A 19,489-nucleotide genomic window follows, 5' to 3' on the forward strand; every position below is an offset into this window, starting at 1 on the left:
TCACATTGTCCCGTTTCTTTGAAGCGGAGCGTGGCCGGATGTCGTAGCGTCCCTGCTGATCGCCATGGATATCGCCTGTCCCAACTGCTCTTGCGTAAACGGCTTGACGAGCCGCGACAGGGCTCCGACCGATGCGCCATCCGGAAGCTCGGCATAGCCGGATGCCAAAATGATTGGCTGTCCCGGATTGGCGCTAAGCAAGGAGCGGGCAAGATCGGCTCCCGACATTCCGGGCATGGCGTGGTCGGTGATAACCAGATCGAAACTCTGCCCTGAGTTCACGATTTCCAGGGCCGCCTGCCCGGAATTGGCTTCCGTGACCCTGTGGCCAAGGTCTTCCAGCATGTCGACCGTGCCCATGCAGACAAGAACATCGTCGTCCACCACCAGTATCCGCAGGGAGGCGGCAGCCTCGGCCTCCGTGGAAGCGCTCCAAGCAGATTGCTCCCCGGCCTGCTCGGAAACGTCATCCTTGGCGACGGGCAGCCAAAGCTCTGCCGTGGTCCCTTCGCCAGGGGTGCTGTGAAGCTGCAGAATTCCCCCTGACTGGGCAGCCAGCCCGTGGACCATCGAGAGTCCGAGACCCGTTCCCTTGCCGAGCCCCTTGGTGGTGAAGAAGGGCTCGGCCGCACGCGCAAGCGTCTCTTCGTCCATACCCGAACCGGTATCGGCAACCCGCACCCGCAGATAGCGTCCAGCCGACAGCCCTGGCGGGAGATCGTGATCGCCGGGAATGGTTTCTTCGGCGTCGATCGAGATGACGCCTTCCTGCTGGATTGCATCGCGGGCGTTGACGGCAAGGTTGAGGATCGCCAGCTCGAGCTGGTTGGCATCCACGAGGGCCGGAGGCAGTTCACCTGGAAGCCGGTTCTCAAGCCGGATGGTCGGACCCACCGCCCGCTGCAGCAGCCCTTCGATGCTGCCGAGGAGTTGCACGAGATCGACGGCCTGAGGCTTGAGCTCCTGCCGGCGTGCGAAGGCAAGCAGGCGCTGGGTCAGTGCCGCGCCACGTTCGGCAGCCTGGACCGCATTGTCGAGCAACCGAAGGTTCTTCTCCTCGGGCGGGATGCGTTTGCGCAAAAGGCTGAGGCTGCCAAGCGCTGCCATCAGCAGATTGTTGAAATCATGGGCGACCCCACCAGTGAGTTGTCCGATTGTATCCAGCTTCTGGGCCTCGAAGAGTTGCGCCATCGCCTCCTCGCGCTCCCGGGTACGAAGCTCGATCCGGTTTTCGAGTTCCTCATTGAGGGTCTGTAGCTGCTGGTAGGAGGTCTCGAGTTCGGCTGTCCGCTCCTGAACCCTGCGCTCAAGGTCCGCATTCAGCCGCTCCAACTCCCGGGTTTTCCGGTAGAGTTCCACGAAGACCCGCACCTTGGCACGCAGGACTTCCGGGACAATCGGAACGGACACATAATCGACCGCGCCGGCCGCGTAGCCCCGCAGGCGGTCGGGTTCTGTCATCATCACGGCCGATACGAAGATCACTGGGGTCTTCTCGAACCGAGGGTGAGCGCGGATCAGTTCCACGAGCTCGAATCCATCCTGCTCGGGCATGCAGACATCGACCAGAATCACGGCGACATCCGTGCGGAGAAGATGTTCCAGCGCCTCCCGCGCCGACTGAGCCACGAGCAGGTTTTCGCCGAGCTCCTGGAGGATTACCTCGTAGCTCAAGAGCTTGGCGGGCTGGTCGTCCACGAGCAGAATGTTGACGGGATCAGGCATGGTCATATCACTCGTGGAGCCACATGCGCAGTGCCGAAAGCAGCTCCTGCGTATTGACCGGCTTGGCAAGGTAATCCGAAGCGCCCGCCTCCAGGCATTTCTCACGGTCGCCCTTCATCGCCTTGGCCGTCAGCGCGATGATCGGCAGGCGGCTGTGACGTTCGTCCTTACGGATTACCTGCATTGTTTCATATCCGTCCATGCCCGGCATCATGATATCCATGAGAACCAGCGAAATGTCGGACTGGGCGTTGATGATCTCGATCGCCTCGCTCCCCGTCGTCGCCGTCAGCACCTTCATGCCGCGCCGTTCCAGAACGCTGCTCAAGGCGAAGATGTTTCGCGCATCGTCATCGACGAGCAGCACCGTCTTGCCGGCAAGCTCCACGTCCGAACTATGCAGCTTTTCGAGCATGTCCTGCTTGGCAGGTGGCATGTCAGCGATCACCCGGTGCAGGAAGAGGGAGGTCTCGTCAAGCAGACGTTCCGGCGATTCAACCCCCTTCACCACCACGCTCCGCGCCATGGTCTGCAGTCGGGCACTTTCGGCAGGGGAGAGATCTCGTCCCGTAAACACGACAACGGGCACATCCGTCATCCTCACATCTTCGGAGATTTTCTCCAGCACCTCGAACCCGGACATGTCGGGCAGTGCAAGGTCGAGGACGACGCAGTCGACCGGCTCGTTCTCCAGTATTTGAAGCGCCTCTGAACCGGTACCGACACTGGTTATATCGATATCGCTGTGACCGAGCAGGGCGGTGATGCTGAAGCGTTCGTTTTCATCATCCTCTACGAGCAGGAGACGCTTCCGGCTGGTTTCCGAGAAGCTCTTCAATCGCGAGAAGACTTCTCCCAGCCCGTCACTTGTCGCCGGCTTGTGCGTGAAGGCGAAGGCCCCACGCGTCAGGCCATGCTGGCGGTCTTCATCCACGCTGATGATCTGTACCGGGATGTGGCGGGTCTCAGGGCTCTGCTTCAATTGGCTGAGAACAGTCCAGCCGAGCATGTCGGGGAGGCAGATATCGAGCGATATGGCAGTCGGACGATAATCCCGGGCCAGCGTCAGCGCATCCGTGCCGCGGCCGGCGATCAACACCTTGAAGCCCTTGTCGCGTGCAGCATCCCGCAGCAAAGAAGCATATCCGGGGTCATCTTCGACGACCAGCAGGATGGCGTCGCGACCACTGATCTCGTAGCGATCGTCGTCGGGCACTTCACTGACGCTTGTGGAACGGCGCGGGAGCCCGTGATTGTGGCTCTTCATCCCGCCCGTGGTGCTACGGACCGGCTGCGTCGCCGCCCCGACGAATGTCAGCGGAAGGTAGAGCGTGAATGTGCTCCCCTCGCCTGGGGTGCTGGAAAGCTGGATCTCACCGCCCAGAAGGTTGGCAAGTTCGCGACTGATTGCCAGTCCCAGTCCGGTCCCGCCATAGTTCCTGCTCGTCGAGGCATCCGCCTGCTGGAATGCCTCAAAGATGATCTTCTGCTTCTCGACCGGAATGCCGATGCCGGTATCGGAAACATGGAAGGCAATGACGGCTGGTGCGTTCTTGAGGGAAGGGCGGCTCTCACTCCATCCACTTGCTGCCGTTTCAACTCTTAACTGGACACCGCCCTCGGAGGTGAACTTGAACGCGTTCGACAGGAGGTTCTTAAGTATCTGCTGCAACCGCTTGGCATCGGTGATCAGAGTGCGGGGCAGGCTGTCATCCAGGTCGACCGCGAAGGTAAGTGCACGGGATTCCGCCTCGTGCCGGAATGGCCGCGCCATCACTTCGAGAAGATTGCCGAGGGCGAGCTCCTCGGCTTCGACGGAGACCGTTCCTGACTCGATCTTCGACAGGTCCAGGATATCGCTGATAAGATTGAGAAGGTCGGTGCCCGCACCATGGATCGTCTTCGCGAATTCAACTTGCTTTGACGATAGGTTTCCATCGGGGTTCTCCCCGAGCTGCTGCCCGAGGATCAGGATCGAATTGAGTGGCGTCCGCAGTTCGTGCGACATATTGGCCAGGAATTCAGACTTGTACTTTGAAGTGAGCGCCAGTTCCGTCGCCTTTTCCTCGAGAGCCCGTCTTGCCTGCTCAATCTCCTGGTTCTTGGCCTCCACTTCCACATTGCGTTCTTCCAGCTGCTGGGCCTTCTGCTCCAACTGCTCGTTTGTCTGCTGCAGTTCGCTCTGCTGCGTTTGAAGTTCCGCCGCGAGTTGCTGCGACTGCTGCAGCAAGGCTTCGGTCTGCATCGTCGCTTCGATCGAGTTCAGCAGGATTCCCATGGACGATGTGAGCTGTTCCAGGAAGGAAAGCTGCAGCTCGGTGAAGTTCGCGACCGAGGTCAGCTCAACCACTGCTTTGACCTGTCCCTCGAATAGGATCGGCAGGACGATGGCGCTGCGCGGCAGGGCCGAGAAGGTTCCCGAGCCGATCGGCACAACGTTATCCGGCATATCGCTGATCAGGATCTGCCGGCCATCACGCGCGCACTGCCCGATCAACCCCTCGCCGAGCTGCATCCTGCGCGGATTTGATTGGCCGACGCCGTCCGCATAGGTCGCAAGCAGCACCAGTGCCGGTTCATCCACCTCCTGCTTCACTTGGTAGACGACGCCCTGATGTGCGCTCACCAGCGGCGCCAGCTCCCGCAGCAGCGTCTGGCCGACGAGAGCGAGTTCCCGCTGACCCTGCAACGTGGTGGTCAGGCGAGCGAGGTTCGTCTTCAGCCAGTCCTGGTCGGTATTCTGCTCGGTGGTAAGCCGCAGATTACCGATCATCGTATTTATATTGTCCTTGAGCTCGGCGACTTCTCCCCGTGCCTGGACCTGGATTGAGCGCGTCAGGTCACCCTTTGTCACCGCCGTGGCAACCTCGGCGATGGCGCGCACCTGGGTGGTCAGGTTCGCGGCCAGGAGGTTTACGTTGCCGGTGAGATCCTTCCAGATCCCCGCCGTGCCCGGGACTCTCGCCTGGCCGCCCAGCCGCCCCTCGACGCCGACCTCTCGCGCAACCGAGGTCACCTGGTCGGCGAAGGTAGCGAGGGTGTGGGTCATGTTGTTGATGGTGTCTGCAAGGGCAGCAACCTCCCCCTTCGAGGCGACAGTCAGGTTTTGGGTGAGGTCACCATTCGCAACCGCGGTCACCACCTTGACGATGCCTCGGACCTGTTCGGTGAGATTTGTCGCCATGACGTTGACGGTATCCGTCAGATCCTTCCACGTGCCCGCCACGCCGGGCACCTGTGCCTGCCCCCCGAGCTTGCCTTCGGTCCCGACCTCGCGGGCCACGCGCGTCACTTCACCGGCAAAGGCGTTCAACTGATCAACCATCGTGTTGATCGTGTTCTTCAGCTCGAGGATCTCACCCTTCACCTCGACGGTGATCTTGCGGGACAGGTCGCCGCGCGCAACGGCCGTGGTGACCTCGGCAATGTTGCGCACCTGCGTGGTGAGGTTGGCCGCGAGAAGGTTGACGTTGTCGGTCAGGTCCTTCCAGGTGCCCGCGACACCGGGGACCACGGCCTGGCCGCCGAGCCGCCCGTCCGTCCCCACCTCGCGAGCGACGCGCGTCACCTCGCCGGCGAAGGACCGCAACTGGTCGACCATCGTATTCAGCGTATCCTTCAGCAGGAGCATTTCGCCGCGCACGTCGACCGTGATCTTTCGGGAAAGGTCGCCGCCGGCGATCGCCGTCGCGACTTCGGCGATGTTCCGGACCTGCGCTGTCAGGTTGCCCGCCATGGAGTTGACGTTATCGGTCAGGTCCTTCCACGTGCCGGCAACGCCCGGCACCTGGGCCTGGCCGCCCAGATTTCCCTCCGTCCCGACCTCGCGGGCGACACGAGTCACTTCGCCCGCGAAGGCATTCAACTGGTCCACCATCGTGTTGATGGTGTCCTTCAATTCGAGAATCTCTCCTTTGACGTCGACGGTGATCTTCCGCGACAGGTCACCGCGCGCAACAGCAGTCGTTACCTCGGCAATGTTGCGGACCTGATCGGTGAGGTTCGAGGCCATCGAATTGACGTTGTAGGTCAAATCCTGCCACGTACCGGCGACGCCCGGCACCTGTGCCTGACCACCGAGCTTCCCTTCCGTTCCCACCTCGCGCGCAACGCGCGTCACCTCCGAGGCAAAGCGGTTCAACTGGTCGACCATGGTGTTGAGAGTTTCCTTCAACTGAAGGATTTCACCCTTCACGTCCACGGTGATCTTCTTCGACAGGTCGCCATTGGCGATCGCCGTCGACACCTCGGCGATGTTACGCACCTGAGCCGTCAGGTTGGATGCCATGGAGTTGACGCTGTCGGTCAGATCCTTCCACGTACCGGCAACGCCGCGCACATTCGCCTGGCCCCCCAGCTGACCCTCTGTTCCGACCTCGCGGGCGACACGTGTCACCTCCGAAGCGAACCCGTTCAGCTGATCCACCATCGTGTTGATGGTTTCCTTTAGTTCGAGAATCTCACCCGAGACGGTCACCGTGATCTTCTTCGAAAGGTCCCCCTGCGCGACGGCGGTCGCCACCTCTGCGATGTTGCGCACCTGCGCCGTCAGGTTCGATGCCATGGAGTTGACGCTGTCGGTCAGATCCTTCCACGTACCGGCAACGCCGCGCACATTCGCCTGGCCCCCCAGCTGACCCTCGGTCCCGACCTCGCGGGCGACGCGCGTGACCTCACCGGCAAAGCCATTCAACTGGTCGACCATCGTGTTGATGGTCTCCTTGAGTTCGAGGATCTCGCCCTTCACGTCAACGGTGATCTTCTTCGAGAGGTCGCCATTGGCGATCGCCGTCGAGACTTCAGCAATGTTGCGCACCTGAGCCGTCAGGTTTCCGGCCATGGAGTTAACGTTCTCGGTGAGGTCCTTCCAGGTCCCAGCAACGCCGCGCACATTCGCCTGACCGCCCAGTCGGCCCTCGGTACCGACCTCTCGGGCGACGCGCGTGACTTCACCGGCGAAGGAGTTCAGCTGGTCGACCATCGTATTGATGGTCTCCTTCAGCTCGAGAATCTCGCCGGACACGGTCACCGTGATCTTCTTCGACAGGTCTCCATTGGCAATCGCCGTCGAGACTTCAGCGATGTTTCGCACTTGGGCCGTGAGGTTGGAGGCCATGGAATTGACGTTGTCGGTGAGGTCTTTCCAGGTGCCGGCGACGCCTGGCACTTTCGCCTGCCCGCCAAGCCGTCCTTCGGTACCGACTTCACGCGCAACGCGGGTCACCTCGCCCGCAAACCCGTTCAACTGATCGACCATCGTATTGATGGTCTCCTTCAGTTCCAGAATTTCGCCGGACACATCGACCGTGATCTTGCGCGAGAGGTCACCGCGCGCCACGGCCGTAGTCACCTCAGCAATGTTGCGGACCTGATCGGTCAGGTTACCGCACATGGCATTGACCGAGTCCGTCAGGTCCTTCCAGGTGCCCGCGACACCCGGTACGATCGCCTGGCCGCCAAGCTTGCCTTCCGTGCCGACTTCCCGAGCAACGCGGGTCACTTCCGACGCGAAGGACCGCAACTGGTCCACCATCGTGTTGATGGCCTCCTTCAACTGGAGGATTTCGCCCCGAACATCGACGGTGATCTTCTTGGAGAGGTCACCATTGGCAACAGCGATCGTCACGTCTGAAATATTTCGGACCTGCGCCGTCAGGTTAGACGCCATGGAATTGACGCTCTCGGTCAGGTCCTTCCAAACGCCGGTCACTTCCGGAACATGAGCCTGGCCACCGAGCTTACCATCCGTGCCGACTTCCCGGGCGACGCGCGTCACCTCTGAGGTGAAGACACCGAGCTGCCGGATCATGCCGTTGACGATCTCCGCCGAACGCAGGAATTCCCCTTTCAGCGGGCGTCCATCGACATCCAGAGGCACCGTGTGGAGCAGGTCACCCTTGGCAACAGCCGAGATCGTCCGCGTCATAGCATGGGTCGGCCAGACGAGATCGTCGATCAGAGCGTTGACGGAATCCTCCATGTCACTCCAGGCACCGCCCGAAAGGCTTAGCCGAACACGATTCTTCGTCCGCCCGTCCCGGCCCACGAGCTGGCCTACATGGTCAAGCTGTGCCGCCATGCGCTGGTTGGCTGCGATGATGTCGTTGAAGGCATCCGCGACCCGGCCTGACAGGCCGGTATAGTCGGAGCTCAGCCTTGCTGTGAAGTCGCCCCCGCGAACCCGTTGCAGGACATCCAGCAAGGCCGCCAACTGCAGTGCCTCGCCTGTGGACATGCCGGCTGATCCCTCGGATGAGACCAGCTCGGCGGCTGACCGATCCGGATTGTCTGCCGAATTCTCGCGTGCCTTGACCAACTGCGCCCCCTCAAAGTCGATACACGATCGGCAGAAAATAGGGCGGCGATCATCTGCGGCAACGGCCAGCCCCATTTACACGATCATACCGCCACGCCTGTCGTCCCAAAGACACAAAGGTCGTAAAGGGAAGGCTGTCGGATAGCCCTTTGCTATGCGTCTTCGGCCTTGTCTTGTCGACGACCCGCCACCGACTGGCGCTCGACGATGTGGCAGGCAAGTTCAACCCGGCGTGGCAGTGCAGGCGATCCCGCACATATGTCGCGCAGAAGATCCACTCCCGTCATCCCGATCTCCCGTGCCGGTATGTGCACCGTTGTCAACGGCGGGCTAAGGAAGGCGGCCTGGGGAAGATCGTCCATCCCCATCACTGAAACGTCCGCAGGAACGCCATAGCCGGCGCGTTCAAGGGCACGCATGGTACCCACGGCAAGACTCTCACCGGCTGCCAGGACGGCGGTGAAGTCAAGCCCACGCTGCCCGATCCGATCCGAGATGACCTGATCGGCGAGTTCCGGCAGCCAGTCATCGACCGACATTACGAGGTCCTCCGGATGGGGTAGTCCATGCTGCGCCAGGGCGTCTCGCCATCCTTCCAGCCGCCTAACGATGGTTCTGCGGCCTGGACGCATGAGAAACAGGATGCGCTCATGTCCCCGTTCGATCAGGTATTCCGTCGCCAGTTGGGCGGCCGACCTGTTGCAGGGCGTGACGCTTGAGAGCCTCATGAGCGGATCATCGCCATTGATCAGAACGACCGGCTTGCCAACGTCGCGGGTGGCCGCAAGCATTCGCTCGTCATCCACCGTCAGGAACAGCAGGCCGGCAACCTCTTCATCAAGCCTCGCCTCCTCGAGGACCCTCTGCTCCTCGGCGGCGTCCGCCACGGGCCTGGTAACGATCTCAATCCCGACTGCCTCGGCCCTGTCACGGATCCCCTCAAGGACATAGAGCGTGAACTGATTTCGCACGTAATCGATCATTGCCGCGCTCGAGGCCGCAAGAACAACCTTTGTTCCGGCCACCGGCTTCGGCAAGGCGTAGTTCGCATCGCGTGCCGCATCCAGGATACGCTGGCGAACATCCTCGCGGACGCCCTTCTCCCCGGAGAGGGCGCGCGACACGGTGCTGAGCGACACGCCGACCTTGGCCGCGATATCCTCCAGCCGTACGCGTCGCGGCTTCTTACCGCGCTTGCCCATCCCGCCGTTCATCGATGCGCCTCCACAGTTGACAAACTGCAAAAAATTTTCAGATTGCGCAAGAATTTTTCCAATGTTTACATCCGCCGCAGCCGGAGGAGGCGCCTGTCCGAATTTGGACGGAGTGGGAGGATGCACATGCAAGGATCGGCTGGAGAAATCCGCCGCAAGCTCGACCTGCTGGTCGCGGGGATGACCGGCCTGCGCCACGATGGTCGATTCGACGAGCCCAATCTTGACGGTAGCGCAGGCGACTACATCTCCTTCGACAGCTGGGAATGGCCGCAGGGCGTCGGCCTCTACGGCCTCATCCGCCTGTGGCTGTTCACCGGCCGCCAGGACCTGAGGCAACTGGTCGAAGACTGGTATGCCGAACGAATCGGTGCCGGACTGCCCTCCCTCAACGTCAACACCACAGCACCCATGCTGGGCCTTTCCGTTCTGTGGCGAGAGACCCGTGATCCGCGCTGGCAGAAGCCGCTCGATTCCTGGGCGGACCGCGTGATGACCGAGATGGGGCGAACGGAGGAGGGTGCCTTCGAGCATCACGTCTCCGACAAGGTCAATCATCACGAACTATGGGACGATACGCTCTACATGGTGGCGCTGTTTCTCGCCTCCTACGGCCAGGCAAGCGGTCGCCAGGAGCTTATCGACGAGGCGGCGCGCCAGTTTCTCGTCCATGCCCGCTACCTTTCCGACCGCAAGACCGGCCTGTGGTTCCACGGCTGGACATTCGACGGCCGGCATAATTTCGCCGATGCCCGCTGGGCACGCGGCAATGCGTGGATCACTGCAGGCATTCTTGATCTGTTTGACTTGGCGGAGATGGCGAGGCCCGTGAAGGATTTCCTTCTCGGTGTTCTCGTGGCGCAGGTGAATGCCCTGCTGCCGCTCCAGACAGGCTCCGGTGCGTGGCGGACGCTGCTCGACGATCCGACCTCCTACGAGGAGATCTCTGCGACCGCGGGCATCGGCTACGGACTTCTCAAGGGGCATCGCTTGGGTTTGGGTACCGCGGAATGGCGCGTGGCGGGGCTAAAGGCCGTCGAGGCGGTGCTGAATAATATCGATGAGACCGGTACGGTACTCAACGTCTCCTACGGCACGCGGATGGGTCACGACCTGCAGTTCTACAGGGACATTCCTCTCCAGCCTACCGGCTACGGGCAGGCGCTGTCGATCCTTTGCCTGTCGGAAGCCCTTCGGCACATCGATGCAGGAGTGCAGGCAGCATGACGATGAAGATTCTCTACGGTGCGGGTCCGCAAGATGTCAAAGGCTACGATACCGAGCAATTGCGTGCCGAGTTCCTCGTCGAGGATCTCTTTCGTCCCGACTCAGTGAGCTTCACCTATACCCATGTGGATCGACTGATCCTTGGCGGCGCAGTTCCGGTGTCGAAGACACTTGAGTTCGGAAGCGGCGAGGACATCGGAACTTCCCACCTCCTGTCCGCCCGCGAGATGGGCATCGCCAATCTCGGGGGCCCGGGCACCATCACCGTCGACGGCCAGAGCTTCGACCTCAACAATCGCGACGTGCTCTATGTCGGCCGGGGCGCGCGAGTACTGAAGGCATCGAGCGTATCGGCGGAGCGACCAGCCCGCTTCTACATGAACTCGGTACCCGCCGGCGCTGACGTCCCGCACCGGCTCATCACGCAGGCGGAATCGAAGCCGCTTGACCTCGGGGACGCGCGGCGTTCCAACAAGCGCCAGTTGCGCATGTACATCCACCCGGAGGTCGCGCCGTCGTGCCTTCTGCTCATGGGGATCACCGATCTCGCCGAGGGCAGCATCTGGAACACCATGCCTCCACACCTGCATGAGCGGCGCATGGAAGCCTATTGCTACTTCGACCTATCGGAGGAGGACCGGGTGATCCACCTGATGGGTCGTCCCGAGGAAACCCGGCATCTGATTGTTGCCGACGGGAATGCGGTGCTTTCGCCAGCCTGGTCGATCCACATGGGTGCCGGAACCGGGCCTTATGCCTTCGTCTGGGGAATGACCGGCGAGAACCAAGAATACAACGACGTGACACCCGTCGCCCTTTCCGAATTGAAATGAGCGCGAAACTGATGAACGCACAGACACACTGGATGCAGAAGGCGCTCAACCCTGGAGATCCGATCCGCTACTGGCAGTTGGGCACGCTCTCCGAAGAACGATTCGACGTGCCGGATGCACCGATGCAAGGGGAGATGGATCCCTTCTTCTTCCTCACCAAGGTGAAGAACTTCATCCCACATGAGTATCCGTGCCGCACTCAGTTTGCGGAGACCTACCGTGACAAGCGGCCCGCTGTGCGCGGTATCTTCGAAGCGTCCCGCTGGTGGCTGCCGTTCGACTCGCCCCGCCTCGATCTCTCCGGCTTCTGGTTCCGCCCGACGCGGCTTGCAGCCTGGGCGCGGACCTATATCGAGGCAGATACCGCGGGAACTGCGGCGATCCGGCTCGGAACCTGCGGCGGCGCCGTCGTCTGGGTGAACGGTGAAGAGATCGGCTGGATGGCGCCCTATAGCCGCAACCTTGAAGCCAAGCAGGAGTTCAGCCTGCCGCTCGCACAGGGGCCGAACGAGATCACCATCTTCTTCGACGATCTCGCCGAACGCGACGCCCGCTACTTCTTCCAGATGGACTACCTTTCAGGTCCTGGCGCGCGCCTTTCTCTCCCGGTTCCGGTGGCGTCTTCAGTGGCCGAAAGCCTGGAAGCAGCGCTGGACGGAATGCATTTCGACCGTCCGCACTATTTTAGCGGCGACCTTGCGTTGAAGCTGGCGGCACCACTTCCCGTGGAGGTCCAGGTAAATGTCGCCATCGAAGGCGACTTCATGTCGACCGAACGTTTCGACCGCGATTTCGTCCTGGCAGCTGGCGCAACGGACCTGGACATCGGACCCTCGGAAGCTTGCCCAGCCGATTTCCGTCATTTCCGTGTCACGCTGGCCGCCGGTGGCTTCGTCGCTTCCCGTTCGCTGGGCGTCGAGATCTGCCATGTTGCTCGTCAGGGAAGGGCGCCGGCAACTCTTTCAGGCCGGATCACTGAAGCCTTGGACGAGGTTTCCGAACACTCGGAACGCGACACGGTACGGGCCTTCGCCCGTCTCGCAAGCGGCCGTGGCGGATCCGAGACCGATGCCATGATCGAGGAGATCCTTCCCTCCATCGAAGACTGCCATGACTGCGCCGACTTCTCGCTGGTGCCGCTGATCTGGTCGAGGACGGTTTGGGGTGCGGACATAGGCGACGCAACACGGAGCCGGATCGACAATGCCATTCTCCACTATCGCTACTGGATGGACGAGCCTGGCAACGATGTTCAGTGGTATTTCTCTGAGAACCACGCCCTGCTCTTCCACACCTCCGCTTATCTGGCTGGCCACCTGCTGCCCGAGGCGACCTTCGCCCGCTCGGGGCGTATCGGCCGGGAGCAGAGCCGGATTGGCGCCGAAAGGGTCAGGGCCTGGCTCGACCACTTCGAGAAATGGGAAATGGCGGAATATAACTCCGCCCCATACTTCCCGATCGATCTGAAAGGGCTAACGGCCCTCGCCGCCCTTTCCCCGGATGCCGACATCGCCGATCGGGCTAAAAGCGGGATCGTCCGGCTGTGCGAGGTCATTGCGCGCTCCGCCCATCACGGCATGGTGACGGCGGCACAGGGCCGGTCCTATGAGCATACGCTCTGCGCCGGACGGTCGCTGGAGCTTTCCGGTGTCGCGAGGCTTCTCTGGGGCAAAGGCTGGTACGGCCGGCGGGTGCACGCCCTCCCGCAACTGGCGGTCTGCCTGCGCGATCACGGACTGCAGGTTCCTGCTGACCTGGAGGCTATCGCTGATCATCAGTACGCCGCGCACCAGGAATGGCGCTTTGCCCAGGGCGAGAACCGCTTCGCCGCTCTCTACCATTACAAGGGCAAGCACTTCGCCATGGGGTCGGCGGTGCATTACCGCTGGGGCGACTGGGGATATCAGGAGACAATCCTGCACTTGCGCCTCGGCGAAAGACCCGAGGCTGCGATCTGGATCAACCACCCCGGCGAGACGATCCAGTTCGGCTACGGCCGGCCATCCTATTGGGGTGGCTGCGGCACCGTTCCTCGGGTCCAGCAGTATCGTGGGCTCGCGGTGCTCGACTTCAGGCTGAAGCTGGAACAGCCTGATTTTACCCACGCCTGGTTCCCGCAGGCGGAGTTTGACGAGGTGCGGGTCAAGGGCCGCTCCGCGCTCGCGAGAAGCGGTGGAGGAGCAGTGTTCCTGAAGGGCAGCAGCGATCTGGTTCCTGTGGAACAAGGTCCTTCCGCGGGAAGCGAGCTACGGCAGCAGGGTGCGAACACCCGCTGGATCGTGCGCATTTGCGAAGCCGAGCACCTGCAGTCCGTCGAAAATCGCTTTTCTGCGCTGGCAGTGACCGATGGGGCGGACGATAGCTGGACGGTCGAGGATCCGGAATACGGCCCTGTCCGCTTCCTGGCGGACGGTTCGGTGGAGGCCGAGGGCCGACGACTGTTGCGAAGTGATTATACGGTCGCAGGCGACACCATTATGATCTAACGCATGCTAACCGGACGGAAGGAGGCTCCGTCCACAAAGGGAGGAAATGAAATGAAAACAACGTCGATGATCGCGGGGCTTGCCCTCGCACTCCTGACGTCCACGGCCGCAATCGCCGGCGATGTCCGCGTCATGTGGTACTCCGACGGGGTCGAGGGCGAGGTCATGAAGGACCTCGTCGATCGCTTCATGAAGGAGAACCCGGGGATCAACGTGATCCTCGACAATGTCGCCTACAGCGTCATCAAGGAGCAGCTGCCGGTACAGTTGGAGGCCGGGAATGGTCCCGATATCGCACGTGTCACCGCGATCAAGGACCTAGCCCGCCATTGGCTCGACCTGCGGCCGCTGGTGAAGGACCCCGCCTACTGGGACGAGAACTTCGGTGACAAGGCCGACTGGATGCGTCCGGATGGCTCCGACCAGATTTCCGGCTTCATGACCCAGCTGACGCTGACAGGCGGGTTCGCCAACAAGACGCTTTTCGATCAGGCGGGCGTCGAGGTCCCCGGACCTCAGGCGACCTGGGAGGAATGGGCGGAGGCGGCCAAGAAGGTGGCTGAAAGCCAGCAGGTCCCCTTCCCAATGGCGATCGACCGTTCGGGTCACCGCATCACGGCTCCCATGCTTTCCTATGGAGCGAACTATATCGGCTCGGACGGGAAGCCTGCCCCGCTCGACCAGGGCGGCAAGGATTTCCTGAGCAAATTCGTGGGCTGGACGGAAGACGGCACCTTTGCCAAGGACGTATGGGTTTCGGCCGCGGGCAATACCTATCGCGCTGCCGCGGATGACTTCATCAACGGCCAGCTCGCCTTCTACTATTCAGGCTCCTGGCAGGTCGCGAACCTAGCCACCAAGATTGGTGACGCCTTCGACTGGGTGGCAACCGGCAGTCCCTGCGGTCCCGCAGCCTGCACCGGCATGCCCGGCGGCGCGGCGCTCGTTGCTGTGAAGTACACGAAGAATCCGCAGGAGGTTGCGACCTTCATGGACTGGATGGCGCGGGAGGAGATCGTCAAGGAGTTCTCCGAAAGGACACTCTTCCTGCCGGCCCACAAAGCGGTCGTGGAAAAGGGTGGCTTGAACTTCCAGACCGACAACGAACAGGCCAAGGCGGCACTCGGAACATTTGTCGAGGCCTCCAAGGCAACCTCCGCGACGGCATTGAAGCTCCCGGCCTGGCGCTGGGCCGACACAGTCTATGCAGCCATCGTGACCCGTATCGGCCAGACGCTGGCGGGCGAACTTCCGATTGAGGATGCTTTCGCCCGCATCGACGCCGATGTTGCGCAGAAGGTGAAGGATAGCGGCCTTTAGGACCGCTGAAGCGCTACAATTAGGAGCCCTGTGTCGCAACAGCGATGAGGGCCTGAGCCATTCCTCCTCTCCCGCGGGGAGAGGAGGACGACGTTGGGGTCGCAGAGGTTAGGCGCGGAGAGGGCACGATATGAACAGCAGCAAGCGGTCCGCGCCGTCGCAGTTCGGCGCCATCATGATGGCGCCGCTCAACGGCCTCATGACCCTTGTGGACATACCCTTGCGGGCGCTGCAGAGGCTGACCGGAATAACGGGCATGGCAGCCTTCTTCCTGATGCCGAACATGCTGATCTTCGGCATATTCGTGCTGCTGCCGCTCGCCATCAACTTCGTCTATTCCATGAGCGGAGGGACGGCGCTGTTCCTGTCGGAGCGCAGTTTCGTGGGACTGGACCAGTACCAGCGCCTGTTTCAGTGCGGCTCCTACCTGGATCCGATGTCTTGCCAGGAAGACGCCTTCTGGACCGCGGTCAGGAATACTGCGTGGTTCGTCCTGCTTCAGGTTACATCGATGATCCTGCTGGCTCTGGCTACGGCTTTGATCCTCAACCGCGATCTGCGTGCCCGCTCCTTCTGGCGGGCGGTCTTTTTCTTTCCTGTCCTTCTCTCGCCTGTGGTGGTCGGCCTGATCTGGAAGTGGATCCTGCAACGCCAGGGGCTGCTGAATTTCGCCCTGTTCGAACTCGGGATGGATCCGCACAACTGGCTCACGGACCGCACCTGGGCCTTTGCCGCGGCGGTGGGCGTATCGATCTGGGCTCATATGGGCTTTTACGCGCTCATCCTGCTCGCGGGCTTGCAGGCAATCCCGAAGGACCTTTACGAGGCCGCGGAAATGGACGGTACGAAGCCTGCGCGTGTCTTCTGGCGGATCACGCTGCCGCTCCTGGCACCCAACCTACTGGTCGTCGTGGTGCTGGCGCTCATCAAGGCGGTTCAGGTATTCGACGAAGTCTACGTCCTCACGGGCGGCGGCCCGGGTACGAGCACTCTCTACCTCACCCAATACATCTACGAGACCGGGTTCGCCTCTCAGTTGCGCAATCCGGGCCTCGCAGCCGCTGCCTCCATCCTGATGGGGCTGGTTCTGGTGGTGCTGACGCTGATCCAACTCGGCATCGGCCGCCGTTCGGAGGCGAAAGGAAAAAGATGATGGGATCGGCGGCACGCTTCATCTTCCGGCGCAGGGGCACAAGCGGAACCGGCAAGGGCTGGCATTGGACGGACATCCTGACCTGGGTCTGGCTCGTCGGCGGACTGCTGGTCATGTTCGGGCCAGCTGTATGGCTGGCCTTCTCCTCCTTCAAGACGCCGGCGGCACTGGCCGAATTTCCGCCCACGATCCTGCCCTACGTGACGCAACAGGCAACCGTCGAGGGTTACGACAAGCCACTTGCCCTCTATGAGGCAGCCATGCCGGATGGGAGCACCCGCGTGCTGGCCGAAGTCCGTCGCATCGGCATCGTCAGCCAGATGGTCGACCCGCAGGCGCCGGGAGAAATCATCAAGGTCAATATCGCCGACCGGAAACCGGTACGCACCATGTCCCTTGCGACGGAGAACTATACGCAGCCGTTCGTGCAGTTCGATTTCGTCCAGTATCTCTGGAATTCGGTCTTCGTCACCGTCATGGCGACACTGATCACCCTCGTGGTCAATTCCATGGCAGCCTTTGCGCTCTCGAAATATGAGTTCCGCGGCCGGACGGTGGCGATGCTGGTGATCCTCGCGACCCTGATGGTACCGCTATCGGTGATCATGGTGCCGCTCTACTCGATCATCTCGTCGATGGGGCTCTTCAATAATCTCTGGGGTGTGATCCTGCCAACGGTGGCGACGCCGACCGGCGTCTTCATCCTGCGGCAGTACATGCTGACCATTCCGGACGAGCTGATCGATGCAGCCCGGATGGACAAGGCGTCGGAATGGCAGATCTACTGGCGCATCGTCCTTCCGCTTGCCGCACCTGCGCTCGCGGTGCTCGCCATCTTTTCCGTCGTCTGGCGCTGGAACGACTTCCTCTGGCCGCTGATCGTTCTCTCTCGCCGGGAGCTCTACACGCTGCAGGTCGGCCTTAGCATTTATGCGGGCGAGCTTAACGTGCAGTGGCACTTCATCCTCGCGATGACTGTCGTGACGATGATCCCGGTCGTCCTGGTGTTCATCTTCCTGCAACGCTTCATCACCACCGGCATCGCCCGTGCCGGACTGAAATAGGGATTCACAAATGGGCCAGATCAAGCTCACCAACATCAAGAAATCCTTCGGCGCCGTCGATGTCCTGCATGACATCAACCTTCACATCGACGACGGAGAATTGGTCGTTTTCGTCGGCCCGTCCGGATGCGGAAAATCGACACTCCTGCGGGTCATCGCGGGGCTTGAGCAGGTGAGTGGCGGGACACTTGAGATTGACGGGCGCCGCGTCAACGACGTCACCGCCGCCGAGCGTGGCCTCGCCATGGTCTTCCAGTCCTACGCGCTCTACCCGCATATGACGGTACGGCAGAACCTCGCATTCGGCCTCGAGAATTCGAAGATGCCGAAGGTGGAAATCGCCGAGCGGATCACGGAAGCGGCCCGCATGTTGGAGATCGAGGCATACATGGATCGGCGGCCTGGCCAGCTTTCCGGTGGCCAGCGCCAGCGCGTCGCGATCGGACGTGCAATCGTTCGGCGTCCCGTGGCATTCCTGCTTGATGAGCCGCTCTCCAACCTCGATGCCGAGCTGCGGGTATCGACAAGAGCTGAACTGGCCGCCCTTCATGCTCGTCTGTCCTCGACGATGATTTATGTCACGCATGATCAGGTGGAGGCGATGACGCTTGCAGACCGCATCGTCGTCATGCGGGCCGGCAGGATCGAACAAGTCGGCACGCCGCTGGAAATCTACAACAGGCCGGCAAACCGTTTCGTCGCAGGTTTCATCGGCGCGCCGCACATGAACTTCCTGAGCGGCGAGATCCTGGAAGCGGCCGGCAGTTCCGCGGTTCTCTCCCTTGCCGGCGGGCATCGGATCGCACTGACGGCAGATGACGCCGGGCTGAAGGCGGGCCAGCAGGTAACGGTAGGTGTACGCCCGCAGCATCTTGCTTTGAGCCGGGATCCGGCCAGCCCCCGGATGACGGTGAGGCTCGTAGAGGCGCTCGGGTCTGAAACAGTGATCCATGGTGAGATTCACGGCGAGCGGCTCTTGGCGGTTCTGCCCGGGCAGCAGGTTTATCGAGCCGGTGACGAAGTTCCACTCGACTTTAATGCTGCGCCCCTGCACCTTTTCGATGAGCAGGATCTGCGGCTGTTGTCGACGAGACCCATAACGCAAAGTGGCGCAGCGGCCTGACGACACTCAGCTCCCGGATGAGTGCAGCAGCATCAGTGCCGATAGGGCCAGCCCGGCGAGGAAGAGCGTTTCCGCGACAAGCAGGCCGATCGCACGCCTGCCTACGCGGAAGATGGAGGCCAGGGAGGTCTTGACACCGACAGCGGCGATTGCTGTCAGCAGCAGCCATTGCGAAAACACACCCGCCAACTGGCCCACGACCGGAGGGAACCCGATCAAGGAGTTGATCCCGGCCAGGACTATGAAGACTGCGAGAAAGCCCGGGAAAAGAACGGGCGACGGTCCGGTTGCGCGGCTGCCACTGAATGCTAGCGCCGTAAGCAACACCACGGGCGCAAGCATGCTGACACGGATGAGCTTGACGAACACGGCAGTCTCGCCGGCCGCGGGACTGACGGAGAATCCGGCGCCTGCAACCTGAGCGACATCGTGGATGGTTGCTCCCAGGAAGATGCCCGTGGCTAGATCGGAGAGGCCGAGCAAGTCTGCAAGGATGGGATACAGGATCATGGCTATTGTCGACAGCATGGTGACGCCGATCACCACGAATGCCATCTCCCGCTCGGCCTCTTCGGAGCGCGACCGCCCAAGCACGGCTGCAATGGCCATCGCCGCCGACGCACCGCATATCGCGACGGCACCTCCCGTCAAGGTCCCGAAGCGCGCGTCCTGACCGAAGAGACGGGACGAAAGCAGGCCGAAGGCAACCGTTGCTGCCACCGCGGCTATCACGAGCAGAATGAGGCCGAACCCCAGATCACCGATCAGCGCGGCGCTGATGCGAAGCCCAAGCAGCGCCACCCCCGCCCGCAGAAGGTTGCGCGAGGCAAAATCCAGCCCCGCAGTCGTCCGGGGATCGTCCGACAGGAAGTGAAGGGCGAGGCCGATCAGGATCGCTAGCAGCATCGCTGGCGCATCGTAATGCTCCGAGAGAAACGCGGCGGCGAGCGCGACCAGAATGGAAACCGCGACGCCACGGAAATACCTGCGCCAGGCGTCATGGACGCCAGCCACGAACAGGGGCAATC

At 61.9% G+C, this 19,489-nt stretch carries 10 protein-coding genes and 2 pseudogenes; 7 read left to right on the plus strand and 5 right to left on the minus strand.

Annotation, left to right across the window (positions count from 1 at the left end):
* From FN060_RS01405 to FN060_RS01415, 4 genes and pseudogenes are all read right to left on the minus strand, one after another.
* On the minus strand, positions 1–1,731 hold the full coding sequence (locus FN060_RS01405; protein ID WP_142586551.1) for a response regulator: 1,731 nt from the start codon (positions 1,729–1,731) through the stop codon (positions 1–3).
* A gap of 1 nt (position 1,732) precedes the next feature.
* Positions 1,733–2,935: pseudogene (locus FN060_RS23630) on the minus strand (response regulator); the annotation flags it as partial.
* A gap of 86 nt (positions 2,936–3,021) precedes the next feature.
* Positions 3,022–7,960, minus strand: a pseudogene (locus FN060_RS01410) (HAMP domain-containing protein); the annotation flags it as partial.
* Positions 7,961–8,193: 233 nt separating this feature from the next.
* Positions 8,194–9,243, minus strand: coding sequence for a LacI family DNA-binding transcriptional regulator (locus tag FN060_RS01415; protein ID WP_142586755.1), 1,050 nt, complete (start codon positions 9,241–9,243; stop codon positions 8,194–8,196).
* Between the two features lie 138 nt (positions 9,244–9,381).
* Here FN060_RS01415 and bglB point away from each other — a divergent pair, with 138 nt between their 5' ends.
* The 7 genes from bglB to FN060_RS01450 all read left to right on the plus strand — a co-directional run bounded on the left by bglB (position 9,382) and on the right by FN060_RS01450 (position 18,461).
* A complete protein-coding gene (gene bglB / locus FN060_RS01420; RefSeq protein ID WP_142586552.1) occupies positions 9,382–10,482 on the plus strand; it encodes a beta-galactosidase BglB in 1,101 nt (366 codons plus the stop codon).
* Complete coding sequence (kduI, locus tag FN060_RS01425; protein WP_142586553.1) at positions 10,479–11,315, plus strand: 5-dehydro-4-deoxy-D-glucuronate isomerase; 837 nt, start codon at positions 10,479–10,481, stop codon at positions 11,313–11,315. Before bglB ends, kduI begins: the two co-directional genes overlap by 4 nt.
* Before the next feature lie 11 nt (positions 11,316–11,326).
* Entirely contained in the window at positions 11,327–13,801 is a 2,475-nt protein-coding gene (locus FN060_RS01430) for a hypothetical protein (RefSeq protein WP_142586554.1), read from the plus strand.
* 51 nt (positions 13,802–13,852) lie between these two features.
* Positions 13,853–15,121, plus strand: coding sequence for an ABC transporter substrate-binding protein (locus FN060_RS01435; protein ID WP_142586555.1), 1,269 nt, complete (start codon positions 13,853–13,855; stop codon positions 15,119–15,121).
* Positions 15,122–15,251: 130 nt separating this feature from the next.
* Positions 15,252–16,274: a carbohydrate ABC transporter permease gene (locus tag FN060_RS01440; protein WP_142586556.1), complete on the plus strand. Its 1,023-nt coding sequence runs from the start codon at positions 15,252–15,254 to the stop codon at positions 16,272–16,274.
* Complete coding sequence (locus FN060_RS01445; RefSeq protein WP_142586557.1) at positions 16,274–17,338, plus strand: carbohydrate ABC transporter permease; 1,065 nt, start codon at positions 16,274–16,276, stop codon at positions 17,336–17,338. The genes FN060_RS01440 and FN060_RS01445 overlap by 1 nt, the downstream gene beginning before the upstream one ends.
* A gap of 10 nt (positions 17,339–17,348) precedes the next feature.
* Entirely contained in the window at positions 17,349–18,461 is a 1,113-nt protein-coding gene (locus FN060_RS01450; RefSeq protein ID WP_142586558.1) for an ABC transporter ATP-binding protein, read from the plus strand.
* A gap of 6 nt (positions 18,462–18,467) precedes the next feature.
* Here the strand turns inward: FN060_RS01450 and FN060_RS01455 are convergent, their stop codons facing one another.
* Positions 18,468–19,487: a YeiH family protein gene (locus tag FN060_RS01455; RefSeq protein ID WP_142586559.1), complete on the minus strand. Its 1,020-nt coding sequence runs from the start codon at positions 19,485–19,487 to the stop codon at positions 18,468–18,470.
* Positions 19,488–19,489 lie beyond the last annotated feature (2 nt).

The sequence above is a fragment of the Pseudorhizobium halotolerans genome (assembly GCF_902153235.2).
Classification (GTDB): Bacteria; Pseudomonadota; Alphaproteobacteria; order Rhizobiales; family Rhizobiaceae; genus Neorhizobium; species Neorhizobium flavum.